At 64.6% G+C, this 21,247-nt stretch carries 17 protein-coding genes; 9 read left to right on the forward strand and 8 right to left on the reverse strand.

Going from position 1 to position 21,247, the window contains the following annotated elements; all coding sequences use genetic code 11:
* The first annotated feature begins 37 nt into the window (after window positions 1–37).
* From ruvA to ACFVWT_RS06495, 6 genes are all read left to right on the forward strand, one after another.
* Window positions 38–682, forward strand: coding sequence for a Holliday junction branch migration protein RuvA (ruvA, locus tag ACFVWT_RS06470; protein ID WP_390246259.1), 645 nt, complete (start codon window positions 38–40; stop codon window positions 680–682).
* Window positions 675–1,763: a Holliday junction branch migration DNA helicase RuvB gene (ruvB, locus tag ACFVWT_RS06475; RefSeq protein WP_390246261.1), complete on the forward strand. Its 1,089-nt coding sequence runs from the start codon at window positions 675–677 to the stop codon at window positions 1,761–1,763. Before ruvA ends, ruvB begins: the two co-directional genes overlap by 8 nt.
* Window positions 1,764–1,993: 230 nt before the next feature.
* Complete coding sequence (gene yajC / locus ACFVWT_RS06480) at window positions 1,994–2,404, forward strand: preprotein translocase subunit YajC (protein ID WP_390247103.1); 411 nt, start codon at window positions 1,994–1,996, stop codon at window positions 2,402–2,404.
* A 115-nt stretch (window positions 2,405–2,519) separates the two neighbouring features.
* Entirely contained in the window at window positions 2,520–4,277 is a 1,758-nt protein-coding gene (secD, locus tag ACFVWT_RS06485; RefSeq protein ID WP_390246263.1) for a protein translocase subunit SecD, read from the forward strand.
* Window positions 4,278–5,315 (forward strand): protein translocase subunit SecF, encoded by a 1,038-nt coding sequence (secF, locus tag ACFVWT_RS06490; RefSeq protein WP_390246265.1) that lies wholly within the window; start codon window positions 4,278–4,280, stop codon window positions 5,313–5,315.
* Window positions 5,316–5,448: 133 nt separating this feature from the next.
* The gene (locus ACFVWT_RS06495) at window positions 5,449–7,842 is read left to right on the forward strand and encodes a RelA/SpoT family protein (RefSeq protein WP_390246267.1); all 2,394 of its coding nucleotides are present in this window, start codon (window positions 5,449–5,451) and stop codon (window positions 7,840–7,842) included.
* 48 nt (window positions 7,843–7,890) lie between these two features.
* On the opposite strand, the gene ACFVWT_RS06500 is transcribed toward ACFVWT_RS06495, so the two are convergent.
* The 3 genes from ACFVWT_RS06500 to ACFVWT_RS06510 all read right to left on the reverse strand — a co-directional run bounded on the left by ACFVWT_RS06500 (window position 7,891) and on the right by ACFVWT_RS06510 (window position 11,107).
* Complete coding sequence (locus ACFVWT_RS06500; protein ID WP_390246269.1) at window positions 7,891–8,520, reverse strand: hypothetical protein; 630 nt, start codon at window positions 8,518–8,520, stop codon at window positions 7,891–7,893.
* Between the two features lie 93 nt (window positions 8,521–8,613).
* Window positions 8,614–10,245, reverse strand: a complete 1,632-nt coding sequence (locus ACFVWT_RS06505) for a DUF349 domain-containing protein (RefSeq protein ID WP_390246271.1) — start codon at window positions 10,243–10,245, stop codon at window positions 8,614–8,616.
* Window positions 10,246–10,306: 61 nt separating this feature from the next.
* Window positions 10,307–11,107, reverse strand: coding sequence for a peptidylprolyl isomerase (locus tag ACFVWT_RS06510; RefSeq protein ID WP_390246273.1), 801 nt, complete (start codon window positions 11,105–11,107; stop codon window positions 10,307–10,309).
* 254 nt (window positions 11,108–11,361) lie between these two features.
* Here ACFVWT_RS06510 and hisS point away from each other — a divergent pair, with 254 nt between their 5' ends.
* A complete protein-coding gene (hisS, locus tag ACFVWT_RS06515; protein WP_390246275.1) occupies window positions 11,362–12,705 on the forward strand; it encodes a histidine--tRNA ligase in 1,344 nt (447 codons plus the stop codon).
* Between the two features lie 4 nt (window positions 12,706–12,709).
* On the opposite strand, the gene ACFVWT_RS06520 is transcribed toward hisS, so the two are convergent.
* Window positions 12,710–13,966 carry an APC family permease gene (locus tag ACFVWT_RS06520; protein WP_390246277.1) on the reverse strand — a complete coding sequence of 419 codons (1,257 nt, stop codon included), beginning with the start codon at window positions 13,964–13,966 and terminating at the stop codon, window positions 12,710–12,712.
* Window positions 13,967–14,074: 108 nt separating this feature from the next.
* Here ACFVWT_RS06520 and aspS point away from each other — a divergent pair, with 108 nt between their 5' ends.
* Together aspS and ACFVWT_RS06530 are read left to right on the forward strand one after the other, a co-directional pair.
* Window positions 14,075–15,865 carry an aspartate--tRNA ligase gene (gene aspS, locus ACFVWT_RS06525; RefSeq protein ID WP_390246279.1) on the forward strand — a complete coding sequence of 597 codons (1,791 nt, stop codon included), beginning with the start codon at window positions 14,075–14,077 and terminating at the stop codon, window positions 15,863–15,865.
* 80 nt (window positions 15,866–15,945) lie between these two features.
* Window positions 15,946–16,749 (forward strand): GNAT family N-acetyltransferase, encoded by an 804-nt coding sequence (locus ACFVWT_RS06530; RefSeq protein WP_390246281.1) that lies wholly within the window; start codon window positions 15,946–15,948, stop codon window positions 16,747–16,749.
* Here ACFVWT_RS06530 and ACFVWT_RS06535 read toward each other — a convergent pair.
* The 4 genes from ACFVWT_RS06535 to ACFVWT_RS06550 all read right to left on the reverse strand — a co-directional run bounded on the left by ACFVWT_RS06535 (window position 16,746) and on the right by ACFVWT_RS06550 (window position 21,233).
* Window positions 16,746–16,895 (reverse strand): hypothetical protein, encoded by a 150-nt coding sequence (locus tag ACFVWT_RS06535; protein WP_390246283.1) that lies wholly within the window; start codon window positions 16,893–16,895, stop codon window positions 16,746–16,748. The two genes, ACFVWT_RS06530 and ACFVWT_RS06535, sit on opposite strands and share 4 nt — an antisense overlap.
* 205 nt (window positions 16,896–17,100) lie before the next feature.
* Window positions 17,101–18,270 (reverse strand): glycosyltransferase, encoded by a 1,170-nt coding sequence (locus ACFVWT_RS06540; protein ID WP_390246285.1) that lies wholly within the window; start codon window positions 18,268–18,270, stop codon window positions 17,101–17,103.
* Window positions 18,271–18,281: 11 nt separating this feature from the next.
* Window positions 18,282–19,895 carry an ArnT family glycosyltransferase gene (locus tag ACFVWT_RS06545; RefSeq protein ID WP_390246287.1) on the reverse strand — a complete coding sequence of 538 codons (1,614 nt, stop codon included), beginning with the start codon at window positions 19,893–19,895 and terminating at the stop codon, window positions 18,282–18,284.
* 48 nt (window positions 19,896–19,943) lie between these two features.
* Complete coding sequence (locus ACFVWT_RS06550) at window positions 19,944–21,233, reverse strand: glycosyltransferase (protein WP_390246289.1); 1,290 nt, start codon at window positions 21,231–21,233, stop codon at window positions 19,944–19,946.
* Between the last annotated feature and the right edge of the window lie 14 nt (window positions 21,234–21,247).

Consider the following 21,247-nt stretch of genomic DNA (forward strand, 5'->3'; position numbering starts at 1 on the left):
CCGGCTGCATTTTTTGCTGTAGACCAGGAGCCCGGCCTTGATCAGTTTTCTCCGCGGAACCGTAGCGCACGTCGGGTTGTCCTCCGCCGTGATCGACCTCAACGGCGCCGGCATGAGCGTCAACGCCACGCCCCAGACCCTCAGCGGGCTGCGCATCGGCGAAGAGGGCAAGCTCTTCACGTCCCTCATTGTGCGTGAGGATTCACTGACTCTGTTCGGGTTCTCCAGCGACGACGAGCGGGAGGTCTTCGATATCCTGCTCAGCGTGAGCGGCGTCGGGCCGCGCCTTGCCCTGGCCGTGCTTGCCGTCCATGATCCCGAGGCAATACGCGTGGCCGCGCACACCGGGGACGGCAAGGCGTTCACGAAAGTCCCCGGGATCGGCCCCAAAGTCGCCGGCAGGATAGTCCTGGAGCTGGCAGGGAAACTGGTGCCGCACGGTACAGGCACGGCGGCTGCGCCGGCAGCAGCTGCGCCGGCCCCCTGGAAGCCGCAGGTGGTGGCGGCGATGACGAGTCTCGGCTGGTCCGAAAAGGATGCCACGTCCAGCATCGACAAAGCGCTTTCTGATTCCCCGGAACTTGAAGCCGGCGGCCAGGTGGCTGAAATCCTGCGGGCCACCCTGCGCTGGCTGGGCCAGGACGGCGCGCGCGCCGGCAACAGGGTAGGCAGCCGTGGCTGATTCGTCCCTGGTGGGCGGGGGAGAGGAGCCCGAGGAAAGGGTCATCGAGGCGGCCCTTCGTCCCAAGAACCTGCACGACTTTGTGGGCCAGCACCGAGTCCGCAAGCAGCTGTCGCTGGTTCTGGAAGCGTCGCGGATGCGCGGACGAAGTGCCGACCACGTCCTGCTCTCCGGCCCGCCCGGCCTCGGCAAGACCACCCTGTCCATGATCATCGCCGCAGAGATGAATGCTCCGCTGCGGATCAGCAGTGGTCCGGCCATCCAGCACGCCGGCGACCTTGCCGCCATCCTTTCCTCACTGTCGGAGGGGGAAGTCCTCTTCCTGGACGAGATCCACCGGATGTCCCGTCCTGCCGAGGAAATGCTGTACATGGCCATGGAGGATTTCCGGGTGGACATCGTGGTGGGCAAAGGCGCAGGCGCCACCGCGATTCCCCTCGAGCTGCCTCCGTTTACCCTCGTGGGCGCCACCACCCGCGCCGGGCTCCTTCCGGGACCGCTGCGGGACAGGTTCGGCTTCACAGGGCACTTGGAGTTCTACTCCGTGGAGGAACTGGAGCTTGTCCTGAGGCGTTCAGCCGGGCTGCTGGACCTCAAGGTCAATTCGGCGGGCTTCAGCGAGATCGCGGGCCGGTCCCGGGGCACGCCCCGCATAGCCAACCGCCTTCTTCGACGCGTCCGCGACTGGGCACTGGTCCACGGGATCGAACAAATTGATGCCCGGGCAGCGTCGGCCGCACTGGACATGTACGAAGTGGACAAAAGGGGCCTGGACCGGCTGGACCGCTCCGTCCTGGAAGCCCTGATAACCAAATTCGGCGGCGGCCCCGTAGGGCTGTCCACGCTGGCCATCGCGGTAGGGGAGGAACCGGAAACGGTGGAAACCGTTGCTGAGCCCTATCTTGTCCGCGAGGGCCTGCTGGGACGGACGCCGCGCGGGCGGATCGCCATGGCTCCGGCCTGGACGCACCTTGGCTACGCCGTTCCGGAAGGCGTGTTCGGCCAGGAGACACTGGCCCTGTTCGAGGTGGACGACCTGGCCGTCGAGCCCGTGGCGGAGTGGCTGCCCAACGGGCAATAGCAGCGTCCGGCTGACTTTCCCTTTAGACTGGGATGACGCTCGGCACGTTCGGGTCTTTGTTTCTGTGGGCGGCTCCGGCCGCCGTTGGCTGGGCATGGTTTTCTGCCGGGTGGGCCGAAACGAAGCCGACGTTGCTGTAAATCAGCTACGCAAGTACAGAACGGAAACTTCCTGTGTTCGGACACATTACTGCCCAGACCCAGCCGCAGGCCGGCGGCGGCATCGACATCATGACCATCCTGCTCTTCGTGATGCTCGGACTCTTCATCTTCATGATGTTCCGCCGCAACAAGAAGACCCAGCAGCAGCAGGCAACGCTCCAGTCCCAGTTCGCGCCGGGCGTCGAGGTCATGACGAGCTTCGGCCTGTTCGGGCGCATCGTCTCCATCGATGAGGCCGAAAACAAGGTTGTGATCGAACTTTCCCCGGGAAACCTGGCCACGGTGCACCGCCAGGCAGTGACCAAGATCGTTGAGCCGGTTGCAGCCGCCGCCGAGCCCACCGTTGTTCCGGACGACGCCTCCTCCCTTACCGGGCACGACGCCGACCGCGCCGACGCTGTCAACCGCGCCGAGACTGTAAACGAGACGCCGGAAGAATCGCTGAAGCGTCTCAACGACGAAGGCAAGAAAGACAGCTAGTCTGGCGTTTCCGCCAAGTCCCGCTAAGTAGAACCAACGACGGCCGCGGGCTGCCGCCGGTGTGTGAGCCCCGCTCACCCCGGCGGCTCCTCCGTAAACAATAGAAAGATCGACAATGGCACGTACTGGCCCCAAAAACTCAGCACTCAGGGTGCTGGTCTGGCTCGGCGTTATTCTCGCCGTCATGACTGCCGTGCTCGCCGGCGGCTCCATCTCCGGCCAGGCCAGCTGGGCACCAAAGCTTGCACTTGACCTTGAAGGCGGAACCCAGATGATCCTGGCGCCCAAGGTGGAGGGCGGTTCGGATATCAACGAGGATCAGCTCAACCAGGCCGTTGCGATCATTCGCCAGCGCGTCGACGGCTCCGGCGTGGCGGAAGCTGAAATCAGCACGCAGTCCGGCCGCAATGTGGTGGTCAGCCTTCCGGGTACGCCTTCCAAGGAGACCCGCGCGCTCATCCAAGCCTCGGCCGACATGAACTTCCGGCCCGTACTCCAGGCCGGTCCCGGTGCCGCAGTGCCCGCGGAATCCCAGACGCCCGAAGACAAGCTGCCCAAGCCGACCGCCGCACCGACCAACAGCAGCGACGTCAACTGGGTCACGGCAGACGTGTACAAGAAGTTCGAGACCCTGGACTGCGACAACCCCTCGCAGGACAAGCAGGAGCGCTCGGACCCCGCCAAGCCCCTCGTCACCTGTGAGCCCGCGACGGCGAAGTCCCCGGCCATCAAGTACATCCTGGGCCCGGTGGAAGTAAAGGGCTCAAACATCAAGTCTTCTTCCTTCCAGCTGCAGCAGGGTGCACAGGGTGCTGTCACCAACGAGTGGGCAGTGAACATCCAGTTTGATGAGGCAGGCACCGCCAAGTTCAAGGAAGTCACCGAACGCCTGTACCAGTTCTTCGTGGCTGCCGGCGGCGAATCCGGCAACGACCCCAAGGCCCAGTTCGCAATCGTCCTCGATGACCAGGTCATCTCCGCCCCGCGTTCCCTCGCCGTGATCACCGACGGCCGTCCCCAGATCACGGGCGGATTCACGGAGGACTCTGCGAAGGCTCTCTCCGATCAGCTCCGGTTCGGTGCACTCCCCATCAGCTTCGACATCCAGAGCGAGCAGCAGATTTCGGCAACCCTGGGCGGTGAGCAGCTCCGGATGGGTCTGCTCGCAGGCGTGATCGGATTGCTGCTGGTGGTGGTCTACTCGCTCTTCCAGTACCGTGCGCTGGGATTCGTCACCATCTTCTCCCTCGTGGTTGCCGGAGCGCTGACTTACCTGGCTATTGCCATCCTGGGCTGGACTGAAAATTACCGGCTGTCCCTTGCCGGTGTTGCCGGCCTCATCGTGGCCATCGGCCAGACAGCCGACTCCTTCATCGTCTACTTCGAACGAATCCGGGACGAACTGCGCGAGGGCCGGGGCCTGGTCTCCGCCGTTGAAAACGGCTGGAAGCGGGCCAAGCGCACGGTCCTGGCGTCGAAGGCCGTGAACCTGCTGGCAGCGCTGGTCCTCTACTTCGTGGCCGTGGGCAACGTACGCGGTTTTGCGTTCACCCTGGGCCTGACGGCCATCGCCGACCTCATCGTCGTCTTCATGTTCACCCACCCGACCCTGCAGCTCCTTGCCCGCACCAAGTTCTTCGGCGAGGGCCACAAGTTCTCCGGACTTGACCCGAAGCGCCTGGGCGCAGTGCCGCTCTACCGTGGCGCAGGCAGGCTCCGCACGCCGGAGGACAAGCCGGCCGTGGTGCGCGCCAAGAACACCGGAGCGGCCGCCGAGGCGGAGCGCCGGATGACCATTGCAGAACGCCGCCTCGCGGAAAAGCAGGAGCAGCTTGCCGGTTCCTCCAAGAGCACGACCAAGGAGGGCAAGTAAATGACTACGAATTTTGCCACGTTCGGCAATGAGCTCTACACGGGCAAGCGCTCGTACAACTTTGTCGGCGCCAAGAAGATCTGGTTCCTGATTGCGGCCGTCGCCGTGGCGCTTTCCATCCTGCTCCCGGTGGCCAAGGGCGGATTCAACCTGGGCATCGAGTTCCGGGGCGGTTCGGAATTCACCGTCTCCAACGTGAAGACCACGGATGCGTCCCTCGGTGAGAAGGCCGTCCAGGATGTGGTGGAGGGCAGCATTCCACGCGTGGCCAACGTTGCGGGCAACACGATGCGGATCCAGACGGACAAGCTCACCGATGACGAAACCCTCCGGATCAAGGAAGGGCTGACCACCGCTTACGGTGTTACGGACAACGAAGTGACATCCACTTTCGTTGGCCCCACCTGGGGTGCTGACGTCACCAAGCAGGCCCTCCTGGGCCTGGTGATCTTCGTTGTCATAGCGGCCGTGCTGATGGCGCTCTACTTCCGCACCTGGAAGATGTCACTTTCGGCGCTCGTGGGCATGCTCGTGACGATGTTCGTCACTGCCGGCGTTTACGCACTCAGTGACTTCGAAGTCACACCGTCCGCCATCATCGGATTCCTGACGGTGCTCAGCTACTCGCTGTACGACACGGTGGTGGTCTTCGATAAAATCCGTGAGAACACGTCGGACATCGACGCCTCCAGCCGGCGTACCTTTGCGGAGGAGGTCAACCTCGCAGTCAACCAGACGCTGGTCCGGTCGATCAACACGATGATGGTGGCCATCCTTCCTGTGGGTGCCATCCTCTTCATTGGCGCCGGCCTCCTGGGCGCCGGTACCCTGCGCGATCTTTCGCTGGCCCTCTTCGTCGGCATCCTGATCGGCACTGCGGCGACCATTTTCATCGCGGCCCCGCTGTATGCCTGGCTGCGCCAGGGCGAACCGCAGCTGGTGAAGCAGGCTGAGCGTGTGGAACGCCGCCGGGCCGAGTCGGCTGCCAGGGAAGCGGCTGCGAAGGACACGGCTGCGCCGGAGACTGCAACAACCTGAGCCGTCCGCGCCTGAAGGGCCGGGCTCCGTCATTCGTGACGGGGTCCGGCCCTTCGCATCTGCGTTCCGGTTACGGAAGTGCGCTGCCGCGGGAATAGACTGGGATAATTAACGGGTCGTGAGGGGTGCTTCATTGGAAGAACGTTCGACGTCGGCGCCAACGGCCGACGGTGGTGAAGGTCCGGGCCAGGGTCCGCAGACCGGTCTGGTAGCATCCGGGCGCCCCGACGCAGGTGTGCCGGTTGATAGCTCCGGGTTACGGCCAACCTTTCCAGGACGCCGCGAACGCACCAGGTCCAGGCTCGCCCGGCTGACCGGCCGTGGCGCGGCGACATATTCACCCATACTCGAACCGTTGCTCCGCACCGTCAGGGCGAACAATCCCAAAGAGGACTTCGACCTCATCCAGCGTGCCTTCGTTGTGGCGGAACAGAGCCACCGGGGGCAGAAGCGCAAGAGCGGCGATCCGTACATCACGCATCCAGTCGCAGTTGCCACCATCCTGGCGGAACTGGGTCTGAGCGGCACGACGCTGGCAGCCGCCCTCCTGCATGACACCGTTGAAGATACGCCGTACACCCTGGCAGACCTCAAGAGGGACTTCGGTCCCGAGGTGGCCATGCTCGTTGACGGCGTCACAAAGCTGGACAAGGTGAGCTTCGGCGAAGCCGCGCAGTCCGAAACGGTCCGCAAGATGGTCGTGGCGATGGCCAAGGACATCCGGGTGCTCATGATCAAACTCGCCGACCGGCTGCATAATGCCCGCACCTGGCGCTTTGTTTCGGCGGAGTCCTCGGCCCGTAAAGCCCGTGAGACACTGGAGATTTTCGCGCCGCTGGCACACCGGCTCGGCATGAACACCATCAAGTGGGAACTCGAAGACCTGTCCTTCGCAGCGCTGTACCCGAAGGTGTACGAGGAAATCGTGCGGATGGTGGGGGACCGGACCCCGGAGCGTGAGAAGAGCCTGAGCGTCATCCGGAACCAGATCACCGAAGATCTCCGGACTGCGAAGATCAAGGCCACCATCACGGGCCGGCCCAAACACTATTACTCGATCTACCAGAAGATGATTGTCCGCGACAAGGACTTCGACGACATCAACGACCTCATGGGCGTCCGGGTGCTGGTGGACTCCGTCCGTGACTGTTACGCAGCCCTCGGCACGCTGCATTCGCGCTGGAACCCGCTCCCGGGGCGGTTCAAGGACTACATCGCGATGCCCAAGTTCAACATGTACCAGTCCCTGCACACCACCGTCATCGGGCCGGGCGGCAAACCGGTGGAGATCCAGATCCGCACCCATGAGATGCACCGCCGCGCCGAGTACGGTGTCGCGGCGCACTGGAAGTACAAGGACCAGCCGAACAGGACGGCCGCCGGCCCCGGGAGTCCCCGCGATGGTGACATGGGCTGGCTGCGGTCCCTCGTTGACTGGCAGCAGGAAACGTCCGATCCCGGCGAATTCCTGGACTCGCTGCGGTTCGAAATCAACGCCCGTGAAGTTTTTGTGTTTACGCCCAAGGGCGAGGTCATGGCCCTGCCGGCCGGATCGACCCCCGTGGACTTCGCCTACGCCGTCCACACTGAAGTAGGCCACCGGACCATCGGCGCCAGGGTCAATGGCAAGCTGGTCCCGCTGAACAGCGAACTCAACCATGGCGACTGGGTGGAAATCTTCACCTCCAAGGCTGAAGGCGCCGGCCCCAGCCAGGACTGGCAGCATTTTGTTAAGAGCGCCCGCGCCCGCAACAAGATCAGGCAGTGGTTCAGCAAGGAGCGCCGCGAAGAGGCCATTGACCGCGGCAAGGAACTCCTGACCAAGGCAATGCGCAAGCAGAACCTTCCCCTGCAGCGGCTGATGACCCATGACGCCCTTGCCGAAGTGGCCGAGCACTTCAAGTACGTGGACATCTCCGGGCTTTACGCCGGCGTGGGTGACGGGCACACGTCGGCCCAGTCCGTGATGGAACGGCTGGTTGAGACCCTTGGCGGCAACGAGGGCCCGGAGGATGACCTGACAGAGGTCAGCATCCCCACGCAGGTCAGCAAGACGAAGTACTCCGACTCCGGCGTGATTGTCAGGGGTGTGGGCGACGTGTGGGTCAAGCTTGCCCGTTGCTGCACGCCGGTACCCCCGGATCCCATCCTGGGGTTCGTGACCAGGGGCTCCGGCGTTTCGGTTCACCGCACAGACTGCACGAATGTTTCGGACCTGAAAGACCAGCCCGACCGGATCGTGGAGGTGGAATGGGCGCCAACCCAGTCCAGCGTTTTCCTCGTGGAGATCCAGGTGGAGGCGCTGGACCGGAAGTCGTTGCTCTCCGACGTCACCCGCATCCTCTCCGAAAACCACGTGAATATCCTGGCCGCCAGTGTGCACACCTCGACAGACCGGGTGGCCATCTCGAAGTTCGCCTTCGAAATGGGCGATCCCAAGTACCTCAGCCACGTCCTCAGCGCCGTGCGGCGCATCGACGGCGTGTTCGATGTGTACCGGACCACCGGAAACCGCCGGCGCAGCTAACTGACGGGTGCGCCGACTGCCATCCGCTGCCAGCCAGCCAGGTTGCTTCTAGCCGGGCTGGGCCTGCAGGGCGGAGAGTTTCTCCAGTGCCGCCTTCTTGTGCGGAACGCGGGGAGTGGCTTCGACGGCAAGGGTCAGTAGCCGCAGCCTGACGTCCAGTTCGGGGGCTGCCAGCATTTTCCGGAGGGCCGGCAGCGCCCGTTCTGCATCCACGTGGAGCGCGATGTCCAAGGCGGTCCGCAGCGGGCTGGAAACCATCAGGCCGCCCAGGCTGACAACGTCAAACGGACCGAGCCGCACTTCGTGCAGGGTGCAGCCGCGGGTGGACCTCAGGCTGGAGACGCGCCGGGTGGCATCCACCAGGAGCGCAAGCCGGTCCGGCTCCCCGGCACAGCCGTAGATCCAGGCGGCCGTCATCCGGCCCGCAACCACCCGTTGCCGGATAGCCGGCGGCACAGCGAAGGAAGCGGCGCGGGCCCGCAACTGTGGCGTGGCGGCGGTTCCGGGAAGCATGTACCCGCGTTGGTACAGCTGGCTTAAGATCCCGTCTGCGGCCATGGCCTGCAATTCCGGCCACGAGAACACGCGGCCGGGTGAATACAGTTCCGCGGGCCCGTTATCTGTGTGCCCGGGTGCTGCAGGCCCGGCAGCAGCGGGGGCGGGGGACGAGGTAGCCATTCAGCTATCCTTTCCTGCAGCCTTAAACGCGTACAGGCCCCGTTTCGGTTATGTGGATAACCGGAACGGGGCCTGTACTTTTAGACTGCCTGACTACGACAGTTCGCTGGCTGACCGCGAGATCTGGTCCAGCCATGCCTGGCGGGCCTCGAGGGCCTCCTGGGCGGCTTTGATCTTACGCTGGTCGCCAGCCTGTTCCGCCTTGGCAAGGTCTTCCTTGAGTCCGGCGATGGCGGCTTCCAGCTGGGTGAGTGCGCTGTTGGTCCGCGCCTTGGTCTCCGGGTTGGACCGCTTCCAGTTTTCGTCTTCGGCGTGGCGGACTGCATCCTCCACCTTCCGAAGCCCGGCTTCGATCCGGCCCATGTCCGCACGGGGAACCTTGCCGGCTTCCTCCCAGCGGTCGCGGATGGACTGGAGGGCCTTCTTGGCGGCAGCCAGGTCCGTAATGGGCAGCAGGGCGTTCGCCTCGACCAGAAGGGCTTCCTTCACGGTCAGGTTCGCACCGTACTCCTGGTCGATCTCATCGTTGGCTGCCTGCCGCGAGGTGAAGAACACATCCTGGGCGGCGCGGAAGCGGGCCCAGAGTGCGTCGTCATCCTTGCGGCTGGCCCGCGGTGAGGCCTTCCATTCGTCCATCAGGCGACGGTATTCACCCGCGGCGAAGCCCCAGTCCGTGGAGGAGGACAGTGCCTCGGCTTCAGCGATCAGCTTTTCCTTCGCGGCCTTGGCTGCGGAGTTGTTGCTGTCCAGCTGGGAGAAGTAGGCCCGGCGGTGGCGGTCGAAGACCGTCCGTGCAGCCCTGAACCGCTTCCAGAGGGCGTCCTCGTTGCTGCGGCCCAGGCGCACGCCGTTCTTCTGCGCCGTCTTCCAGCTTTCGAAGAGTTCGTTCATGCGGGCGCTGGAGGTCTTCCACTGGATCTGCGCGGGGTCGTGGCCGGAAATTTCTTCCGCTTCCGCGACGATCGCCTCGCGTGCGGCCAGTTCGGCGGCGCGTACGGCGTCATGCTCAGCTTTTTCGGCCTTCTCGAGTTCCGCGATCTGCGTGGACAGCGTATCGAGCCGTGCTTCGGCCGCGCGGAGATCGCCCACCATGTTGCGTTCCGCCAGCTGCTCCCGCAGGTGGGTGACGGTCTTCTGCATGTCCGTGGTGGGGGCCTTGGAGCCGACGCGCTGTTCGAGCAGCACGATCTGGGCCACAACGTCGTCGTACTTCCGGGCGAAGTAGCCCAGGGCTTCCTCATCGCTGACGTCCGGGTACTGACCGACGGGGTGTTCTTCGCCGTCGATGGTCAGGAAGACGTGGCCGTCGCCTTCAACTCGGCCCCAGCGTGCGGCTTCGGCCAGGGAGGCAGCCGAGGAAACAGGAGCGGGGACGGGAACTGCAGGCGAGGTCGCTGCTTTCGGCCGCGCCGCGAAGGCTGCCGGTGAGGGCGCCGGGCGGGCTGCCGGACGCGGTGCCGGTGCTTCAGCTGCAGGCGTGTCGGAAGCGGGGGCTTCGTCGGCGGCCACGGCCGGAGCGGCGGGCGCCTCAGCCTCGGGTGCGTCTTCGGCGTGCGCCTCGGCCTCCGGTGCGGAAACTTCGCGGGCAGCTGACTGCGCCTCTGCCGCAGCATCGGGAGCCGCGTCGTTGCCGGCTGCCTGTGCGTCGTCAACCACCTGAGCCACGGTCTCGGCTTCTTCGGAGGCTGCTGTTACTGTTTCGTCGGATTTCTGACTGTCTGTCACCGCTAAAAGTCTTTCGCTTGGAGGGAAATACCAGCACCCGCAGCGTGGAGGCCGGGGCTGGTTACTTCAGAGAGAACGAGTCTATCGTGACTGGTTCCGCAGGAGCGCCGTCTGTTGCGCTTCCGCCCGTCTTAATACCACCTGCGGCGATCTTGCTCACCACATCAAGGCCGGAGGTGACCTTACCCACCACCGTGTATCCGCCGGCTTCATCGGCCGGGATGACGGTGTCCTTGTAGACGATGAAGAACTGGGTGCCGTTCCCGTAAGCGTTGCCGCCGGTGCGCGCCACTGCAATCGTTCCGGCCGGATAGGTGTTGTCCGCCGGGGTGTTTTCCAGCGGGCCCCAGGTGTACGCGGGATCGCCCTGCCCGTCGCCGGTCTTGGATCCGCATTGCAGGACGCCGAAGGATTCCCCTGTGGTCAGCCGGTGGCAGCTGATGCCGTTGTAGTAGTTCTCGTCGGCAAGGGACTTGAAGACCGCCGCTGCCTGGGGTGCCTTGGTTCCGTCCAGTTCAACGCCCAGGGCGCCGCTGTTCAGTTTGAGCTCGCCGGTGAACACCTTGCCTGCCGCGGTCTCCGGTTTGGGAATGTTGGGTCCGTTCGTGGCGGACGGTGCGGGCGACGCCGAGGGGCTGGTCAGGCCCGCCTGCGCAGCCGCGTACTCCTCCTCGGAGGGGTTGCCGGCGAACACCGTCAGCTGGAGGATGATGGCGAGCACCACGGCGCCGCCGCCTGCACTGACAGCGAGGATGTTGTCGCGCTTGCGGCGCTTCTCCTGGTGCCGCCGCAGCTCGCGTTTCGCTTCCATTTGCAGGATGCGCCGCTTTGCCTCGCGGGCGCTCCGTGAACTGGCCGCCAAAAGTCCTCCTGGTTGTCGGGCCGGCCAGCCGAACGGGCCATGGGCGACGTCCGGTGTCCGGCAGCAAGCGGCAGGCGATCCTCCGTGGCCGCTCCATTAGAGTTGCCGGCGCCGAAAGCATAAACTGACTGCCGCACATAGTTTATGCATGACTGGCTGGACTCCCGCCCTAACCGCCGCTTTTGATCGCATGGCGGAATCGGAATACCGGGTAGGGGACGTCGGCCTTCTGTTACCTGAGGAGAAAATCCACCATGGCACGCACCGCCTCCCTGTCCGGATTCCCCGAGTGGCTTCCCGAGGAGCGGCTGGTGGAGCTGCATGTGCTGGACACCTTGCGTCGGGTTTTTGAGCTGCATGGCTTCTCCTCGATCGAAACCCGTGCCGTGGAAACGGTGGGCCAGCTGCTCCGCAAGGGCGAAATCGACAAGGAGGTGTATGGCCTCAGCCGCCTGCAGGAGGACGAAGAGGAATCGAGGGCCGCCAAGGGCGACCACCACTCCCTGGCCCTGCACTTTGACCTCACGGTGCCGTTCGCCCGGTACGTCGTCGAAAACGCCGGATACCTCGCGTTCCCGTTCCGCCGGTACCAGATCCAGAAGGTGTGGCGTGGCGAGCGGCCGCAGGAGGGCCGCGCCCGGGAATTCACGCAGGCGGATATCGACATTGTGGGCGACGGCGACCTGCCGTTCCGCTACGACGTTGAAATCGCCCTGGTGATCGCCGAAGCCCTCAGCGCCCTTCCGATTCCTGATTTCCGCCTGCGCATCAACAACCGCAAGCTGGCCGAGGGCTTTTACCGCGGGATCGGACTGACTGATACCGCCGGAGTCCTGAGGAGCATCGATAAGCTCGAGAAGATCGGTCCTGCCAAGGTGGCCGACCTGCTAAAGACCGAACTGGGAGCCTCCGAAGATCAGGCACAGGCCGCCCTGAGCCTGGCGGGCATCCGCACCGAGGACACGTCCTTCGTTGAAAAGGTCCGTGCCCTGGGCGTGAAGGACGAACTGCTGGAGGAGGGCCTGAACGAGCTGGAGCAGGTCATTGCCGCCGCGGTCCAGCGTGCGCCCGGCAAGGTGGTGGCGGACCTCAGCATCGCCCGCGGCCTGGACTACTACACCGGAACCGTGGTGGAAACCGTCCTGGTGGGCCATGAGCAGCTTGGCTCCATCTGCTCCGGCGGCCGCTACGACGCGTTGGCAAGCAAGGGAAACCGGAAGTTCCCGGGCGTTGGCCTGTCCATCGGCGTCACCCGCCTCGTCTCCAGGATCCTGAGCCAGGAACTTGCGCAGGCCACTCGTTCGGTGCCGACCGCAGTGCTGGTCGCCCTCAATAGCGACGACAGCTGGGGTGCTGCCCAGGACGTCGCCGCGCAGCTTCGCGCCCGCGGGATTTCCACCGAAGTAGCGGCCAAAGCGGAAAAATTCGGCAAGCAGATCAAGTTCGCCGACCGCCGGGGAATCCCGTTCGTCTGGTTCACGGACGACGACGGAAAGCACCAGGTTAAGGACATCCGTTCAGGCGAACAGACAGATGCCGACCCCGCTTCCTGGACGCCGGCCGAAGAGGACCTGCACGTCAGGATCCTCAAGGCTTAGTGGCCTAAGGAGTAGGCTGCCGCTTCCGGAACCTCAGTACCAGGAACCGGCCGGCAATGCCGACGGCGAGCACCGCTGCCATGCCGGCCACCGAGGCAACCGGCAACGTGACGGCGAGGAGGAGGCACCCCGCGAAGCCCGCGGCGTTCATCCATCGGGGTGCGGTCGCAGGCCGTTCGGTCAGGGTGAAGGCGGCGGCGTTGGTCACGGAATAGTAGATCAGCACGCCGAAACTGGAGAAGCCGACCACCGTCAGGACGTCGGAGGTGATGAGCAGGACCACCACGGCGGCTGCCACGGAGAGCTCAGCGACGACCGGAACGGTGTGGCGCCCGCCGACCCGCGCCAAGGGTGCCGGGAGGTCCCGCTCCCGGGCCATGGCCAGGGCCGTGCGGCCCACTCCCGTAATGAGGGCCAGGAGGGCTCCCAGACATGCGGCGGCTGCGCCGGCCTGGACCAGCGGGCCGCCCGCGCTGAGGCCGGTAACGGCTACCGCGTCCAGCAGTGGCGACACGGACCCGGCCAGACGTTGCGGGGACAGGTGCCAGAGCAGCAGGACGGCGAGTCCCAGATAGATGACAAAGGCTGCCGCCAGTGCGGCCAGTATTGCCCGCGGAATCGTACGGGTGGGATCTTTGACCTCCTCGCCCAGAGTTGCGATCCGGGCGTACCCGGCAAAGGCAAAGAACATCAGCCCGGCGGCGGGCAGGACACCCCAGGCGCTGCCGGGGCTCCCCGTCGACACTCCCGGCCCCGGATGGGGGCCAGTGAGGCCCGCAACCGCAACAAACACCAGGGTGGCGAGAACGATGCCGAGCAGGACCCTGGTCAGCAGCGCGGTGCGGGTGATACCCATGAGGTTGACTGCCGTAAGAACGGCGACGGCGGCAATGGCCACGGGCGTGGCATAGTCCGGTGCCACGTAGTGTCCGAAAGTCAGGGCCATCGCCGCACACGACGCCGTTTTACCGGTGACGAAACCCCAGCCGGCAATAAACCCCGGCCATTCGCCCAGCTGCTTGCGGCCGTAAACATAGGTCCCTCCGCTGGCAGGGTATTTGGCAGCCAGCTGGGCGGAGGCGACGGCATTGCAGTAGGCGATCGCACCGGCGATCATCACGGAAACAATCATGAGCCGGCCGGCCAGTGCGGTGGCGGGCGAGAAGACCACGAACACGCCGGCGCCGAGCATGGAGCCCAGCCCGATTGCAGTGGCGTCAAACACTCCGAGCCGGCGCTGTAGCCGCTGATGGGTCTGCATGGCGGAAGGAAAGCCTCTCCAACGGGTAAACTCGAACGGGACTGTTCCCGAACGGTCCCATTCAACATCATCTCTGTATTCCTGCTGTCTCCCTAAGAAAGGCGTGCTGTGCTGCGCACACATGACCTCGGATCCCTTCGCTCCGAGCACATTGGACAAACCGTAACCCTGGCCGGCTGGGTGGGCCGGCGTCGTGATCACGGTGGTGTGGCATTCGTTGACCTTCGCGATGCCTCGGGCGTCTCCCAGGTGGTGGTCCGCGAAGAAGAGGTCTTCCACGGACTCCGCAATGAGTACGTCCTGCAGGTCATCGGCACGGTTTCGCAGCGTCCGGAAGGCAACGAAAACCCCGCGCTAGCCACCGGCCAGATCGAGGTCATCGCCGAGAAGGTCACCATCCTCAACACCTCCGATCCGCTGCCGTTCCAGATCGACGAGCACGTTGAGGTGGGCGAGGAAGCCCGGCTCAAGCACCGTTACCTCGACCTGCGCCGCCCCGGCCCCGCACGCAACATGCGCCTGCGCTCCGAGGCCAACCGCGTGGCCCGCGAACTGCTCCACCGCGACGGTTACGTCGAGATCGAAACCCCCACCCTTACCCGCTCGACGCCGGAAGGGGCCCGCGACTTCGTGGTCCCCGCACGCCTCGCGCCGGGTTCCTGGTACGCGCTGCCGCAGTCCCCGCAGCTTTTCAAGCAGCTCCTGCAAGTGGGCGGGTTCGAGAAGTACTACCAGATCGCGCGCTGCTACCGCGATGAGGACTTCCGCGCCGACCGCCAGCCGGAATTCACGCAGCTGGACATCGAAGCGAGCTTCGTGGAGCAGGACGACATCATTTCGCTCGGCGAAAGCATCGTCAAAGCCCTGTGGCAGCTGATCGACGTCGAGATCCCGACGCCCATCCAGCGCATCACTTACGCCGACGCCATGGCACGCTACGGCTCGGACAAGCCGGACCTCCGCTTCGGCCTGGAGCTGACCGAACTCACGGAGTTCTTCAAGGACACCAACTTCGGCGTGTTCAAGGCGCCGTACGTCGGCGCGGTGGTGATGCCCGGCGGCGCCTCGCAGGCACGCCGTGCGCTGGACGCCTGGCAGGAATGGGCCAAGCAGCGCGGAGCCAAGGGCCTCGCCTACGTCCTCTTTAAGGAAGACGGCGAACTGGCCGGTCCCGTGGCCAAAAACCTGACAGAAGCCGAGCGTGCCGGCCTCGCCGACGCCGTCGGCGCCAAGCCCGGGGACTGCATCTTCTTCGCCGCCGGCGAGAAGACGACTTCCCGTGCCCTCCTCGGTGCCGCCCGCGTCGAAATCGGACACCGCACCGGCCTGATCAACCCCGCCGACTGGGCATTCTGCTGGGTTGTGGATGCGCCCATGTTCGAGCCTGCCGCGGCCGCGGTGGCCTCGGGCGACGTGGCCGTCGGTGCGGGCAAGTGGACCGCAGTCCACCACGCCTTCACCTCGCCCAAGCCGGAATTCATGGATTCGTTCGACAAGGACCCGGAGTCCGCGCTGTCCTACGCCTACGACATTGTCTGCAACGGCAACGAAATCGGCGGCGGATCGATCCGTATCCACGAACGTGACGTTCAGGAACGCGTCTTCGAACTGATGGGCCTGGACAAGGCAGATGCCGAGACAAAGTTCGGCTTCCTCCTGGAAGGCTTCAAGTTCGGCGCTCCGCCGCACGGCGGCATTGCCTTCGGCTGGGACCGCGTCGTAGCACTCCTCGCCGGAGTGGAATCGATCCGCGACGTCATCGCCTTCCCGAAGTCCGGTGGCGGCTACGACCCGCTGACCCAGGCTCCCGCGCCGATCACCGCGCAGCAGCGCAAGGAAGCCGGCGTCGACTTCAAGCCCGAGGCAAAGAAGGCAGATCCCGGCGCCACGACGGCTTAATCTGCCGAGGCACGGACACCAGCAAGAGGCTCCCCGGACCAACCGGGGAGCCTCTTGCCGTTGACAAAGGAGGGCGACACTTGGCTCGCATCGGACTGTTTGACATCGAATCAGCCATGGACGCTGCGTGGCCCGCTCCCGACCGCGACGAATCCGGCGGCTGGGTGCTGCGTGCGGCGGGCGGCGTTACCCAGCGGGCCAACTCGATCTGGCCGCGTTCGGAGCCTGCGGGCACACACCACGACCGGATGGCTAAGCTCCGGGACGCCCGGGGCTGGTACCGCAGACGCCGGCTTCCGGTGATCTTCCAGGTCTTCGACGACTCCCGCAGCGCCGCCCTGAACGCCGTCCTCGACGAGGAAGGTTTCACCCGGCAGTCCGAAACCCTGATCCTGGTGCGCGACGCCAGCGCAGCAGCCGCATCTGCGGGTGAGGCGCCTGACGCCGGCGTCGAACTGTCGGCAGAGCCGTCGGCTGAATGGCTGCAGCTCTGGTGGAGTGTGGACGGCCGCGGCGGCGAGGAGTCCCTCGCCACCGCCCGCGGAATCCTTGAAGGCTGCCGGTCACTGTATGCCTTGGTGAGGGACGACGACGGCGTGCCGGCCGCCGTCGGACGCCTTGCCGTCCCGTCCGGCACGGAGCGCCGCCAGGGCGGGCTGTACGCCATGGCCACCCGTCAGGATGCCCGGCGCCGCGGCTACGCGACCCGCATTCTCCGGTCACTGCTGCGGCAAGGTGATGCCAACGGCCTCAGCGGATACTGGCTGCTGGTGACGGCGGCCAATGCCGGCGCCCGCGAGCTCTACGCGCGCTCGGGATTCACGGAAGCCGGACGCTACTGCTACCGGCAGGAGAGGCCAAGGCGCCACCTGACCGGCTGCTAGTTTCCCTCTACCGCCTGGCATTCGGTCGCGAAGTGCAGCCCGAGCCAGGGGGAAGCAGCCAACTCGCTGCCGTCCACCGCCGGCGTGGCCACGGGGAATGCCTTGACGCCCGGCTGCGGCAGATGTGACGACACCGGAACAGTCACCGAAGCTGTCCTTGGGGGAGAACACGCCACCACAGTTGCAGCGCGGCTCTGTGTGATCCTTGCCGCCGGCGATTAGGAAACGAGGCACTGAGCTACCACGACTTCGGCGGCGGCTATCCGAATGAGGGCTCGCGCATCGGGCCGTCCCTCTCGTTCGGCTACCGGCCGTCGCGACACCGCGGGGCTCGCCGCCGGGCAGGACTCCTTACATGACAGGGTCGCCCTGCGCCTGGGGCACCAAAGTCCCGCGGCGAACGCCCGGCGCGGCAGGCTGCACCGCCAGGGTGGCGACGGCCGGTGCAGGCTGCCGTGGCCGATAGACGACCTTGGAGTGGTACAGATACCTCACGGCGAATGCAGCCACAAGAGTCAGTCCTTGGGCAAGGACGCTGTTGATCATGAGCGTTTCCACCATAAACATCAGGATCGGCAGCCGCAGCAGTGCCTCGGCGTTGTTGAATCCGAAAGAGTGCAGGAACCGGGTCGTCCGTGAATTCGCTTTGTGCAGGGTCCCGCCGAAAACCAGTCGCTCCTGCATCAGGAAGTTCGACACTATGGTCAGCTCCGCAGCGACGACGGCCGCGAAAACGTAATGTGACCCCGCTGCCAGCAGGAGGCCCATAATCAGGAGGTTGAGTAAGGTTCCGACTGCGCCCACGCCGGCGAAAAGCCCGGCCCGACCGATGCGGAGCTGCATCAGCTGAAGGAGGAAGTCCAGGCCTGTCCGAAAACCCGTCTTGGATTTACCGGCGGCGCGCTTTCCGAAAATAAAGGGAACTTCGGAGACGGCCAGGCGATGCCTGCCGAGAATTTCGAGGAGGATTTTGAATCCAGCCGGGCGGAGGCTGCCGCAGTCCACGCTCGAGCGGCGCAACGCGAAGAAGCCGGTCAGGGGGTCGGAACAGCCGCGCAACCTTGATGGGAACAGGCAGCGCGTCAGTAGGGAAGCAGAGCCGGAAACAATTCGGCGGTACAGGCTGGCGAGCCCGTGGGCACTACTTCCCGGGCCGCAATACCGGGAGGCCATGACCACATCATGGCCACTCCCTTCCAGCTCTGCGAGCAGGACCGGAATCACCTCAGGCGGGTGCTGGAGGTCACCAGCCATGACAAGGCAGTAGTCGGCTGAGCTGGACTGCAACCCCTCAATGACGGCGCCGCCCATACCGCTGTTCGGCTTAGTCCGTTGGATCATCCGGACCGGGAGGGTCGCGGTCGATGCGACACGGCCGATAACGTCGGGCGTTTTGTCCGTGGAGTCATCAACGAAGATGATTTCGGCCTCCATGTCCTTGCAGGCCAACGTCACGCGGTTGACGAGTTGCTCGATATTGGGTGCTTCATTGGCAGTAGGTACGATCACTGAAAGTTTCACTGCACCTGCTCCTATCGCTCGTTGGTTGGCGGTGAAACGACTTCCACCCGGCGGATACTCCACTCGCCAAACGACCGGACAGCCGTGGAGTGCCTCAGTGCGGAAGCTGCCCGGCTCAGGCCCAGGCTGTCGATATTGGCCGTTACGGACGGTCCCACAATGATCCAGTCGATCTCCTGCCATCCGTTGGGGTGGGCTGTTTCAAATTGCTTGTCCAGATCAGGTTTCTCCGTCGCGATCATGGTCCAGGAATCGTTCCAACCGCTGGAATTGAGGTCGTACCACATGGAGTAGGGTGCCAGGACAACGTCCTCGCGGGAGATGTTGTCCTGAACCCAGGACAGCGTCTGCCGCCAGTTGGCGTTGTTTTCACCGGTGAGCAGGTCCCTGTCCTGTTCGAACCATTGAGGTACGGACATGAGAACCAGTGAGGAGCAAAGGACCGACACAAACGCTGACCGTAGGGGGCGCTTGAGGTGTGGCCGGGCGCTGCCGAGCTTTTCCAGACCGGACCACGTTATGTCGACGCCGGTGCCGAGCGCCAAGGCCAGGAAAGGTATCACTCCGATGATGTACATCGCAGGCAGGTAGCCCTGACCCAGGACAATCGGGATGGCGAAGGAGAGAATGGCCACCGTTAGGACCCTCGACTGCTTCCTCAGCAGGCAGAGGGCGGCCGCCACCAGGCCGGCGGCGATGAGGTACTTGTCGAAGTAGAGCCAGCCCGCCAACAGCTCGGCACGGCTGGAACCGGCTTCGAAGATCGTTCCCGAACCTGACCGCTCCAGGAACTGGTAGGCGAGGGCGTCCTGGAGGGAGACATGGTTGGATCCGGAGAAGAGCTCGTTCCTGAGCAGCGCGGAGAGCGGATAGAAGGCGAGGATCAGCCCTCCCACCGTGAGGAAGCCCACGACCGAGAACGAACGGTTGCTCCAGCGCGGACGGTACATGAGCGCCATCAACAGGGCCGGCCCGAAGATCGCGAGGGTCTCTTTCGAAAGGACCGCCACGGCAAAGCAGATGCCCGCGCAGACGTGGTGCCAGAGGGCATCGCGGGAGGAGAGAGCGAGATAGAAGGCCAACAGGAGCCAGGGAACTCCGATGTTGTCCAGGTAGATCTGCCGTCCGAGGACGAGGGAGAGCGGAGACAGGATGAAGATGACAGTTGTCAGTGCGGCGAAGGGAATCCGGACCTTCATGCGCCTCGCAACCATGTAGAGCAGGACGGCGCTGGCGACGAAGAATGCGGCGATGACGTACCTCGTTGCACCAATGGCGGTTCCGTCGCCCCAACCAAGCATTGTCGGTAGCCAATTGAAGGCTGCGATCTGGATCCACCCTAGAGGCGGATGGTCGTACCAGTAGGTGTAGGGGGCCAGGCTTCCGGAATGAACGGCGAAGGCCTGGGCTGTGTATGTCCCTTCGTCGTCCTGGTAGCTGGGGGCGCCGGTCAGGTTCCACAGGCTAAGGACGGCTGCCGCTGCTGTGAGCACCCCCAACGTGATGCGGTCCCAGAGGGACAGCTGCGTCAGGGAGAACGGTGCATCGGGTCCCGGTCCCCGGTGCTGGGGTGAACCGGTGTTCTTGCCTTCAATGACGGACGGCTCCATCTCCGCAACTGCCATGATTTCCTCCTTCTTTGTCTGGTTGGTGCTGTGAATCCAGGGGCGGAACTAAGGTCGGACCGGGGCGGCCGCGGCGGGTTCGAGGTAGGAAAGATGCGCGCCGGAGTGGTCGGTCTTCTCCCAGCCAAAGTCGCGACGGATGAACTTAAGCAGGGCCCGCAGGGCGGAAAAGGCAAGGACGAGCTGGTAGAGGGGCGTGCCGACAATCAGGCGGAGGTAGTCGTACCAGGTGATGGTGAACTTGTGGTCCCGGCCGAACTCCTGCAGCATGCAGATGTCGAACGCGATGGTCGCCAGGGTGGGGACGAGCGGAAGGAAAGCTACGAGCGTGACAACGAGCGGAAACCCGCCCCAGACGGCTGCGCACACGGCAACTGGAATGCAGACGCCGGCGAAGGCCATGAAATGCTGTTGCATCAGGGTCCACCATGCGATGGCACGCATCTTTCGGGTGGGCAGCTTTTTCCAGTCGCCCTTGGCAAAAACCTGCATGAAGCCCAGCGACCATCGGGTCCGCTGGCGCACCAGGGCACTGAGGCTGTCCGGCGTTTCCTCACGGGTCACCAGCTCGGGGGAGTAGGCAACGATGATCTTCCGACCAAGGGTGGATAGCCGGACACCCAGGTCGCAGTCCTCGGCAAGGCAGTTCCCGTCCCAGCCGCGGACTTCGTTGAGCAGCTCACGCTTGATGAAAACCGTGTTGCCGCCCAAGGGAATGAACCCCTGGCGGGAGTGCGCATGCAGCCGGGATCGGAACCAGGTGAAGTACTCCAGGCAATTACGCAAGGAGTACCAGGTGTCCCTGTAGTTGATGAGTTGGACAGCCCCCTGGACCACATCGGCGTTCTTCGTCGCAAAAACGCTGTCGATATGTGCAAGCAATTCCTTCGCCGCGATCGATTCGGCGTCGAACACACCGACCACTGTGTTGCGGCACATGGAGAGGGCCTTGTTGAGCTGCCGGGGCTTGTTCTTGGTTTCGCTGACGTCGACGCTGACCCGAACGAGGTCCGGATATTCACTGGCGAGCTTGTACGCCGTCTGAACGGTGCCCGGATCGTCATGACCAACCGAGATGATCACTTCCTTGCGGGAATGTGTCTGGGCCAGGAGCGCAGAAAGCGTCGCCCGCATCACGTCCTCCCGCTCGTTCCTGCAGGGCATGATCAGCGAGAAGGAGCACGCCTCCGACTCCTGGAGGCCGGAGTAGGACGTGCGGATTTGAGTCTTGGGGTCCCACCACGCGTAGGTATTGAGGTACAGGGTGGACAACGCAATGGCGAACAGCGCCAAGGCAATCATGACGACCAGGGCGCTGGCCAGCACGGAAATAGGCATGGGGTAGCTCCAAT

The sequence above is a fragment of the Arthrobacter sp. NPDC058288 genome, from assembly GCF_042880995.1.
Lineage (GTDB): Bacteria > Actinomycetota > Actinomycetes > Actinomycetales > Micrococcaceae > Arthrobacter.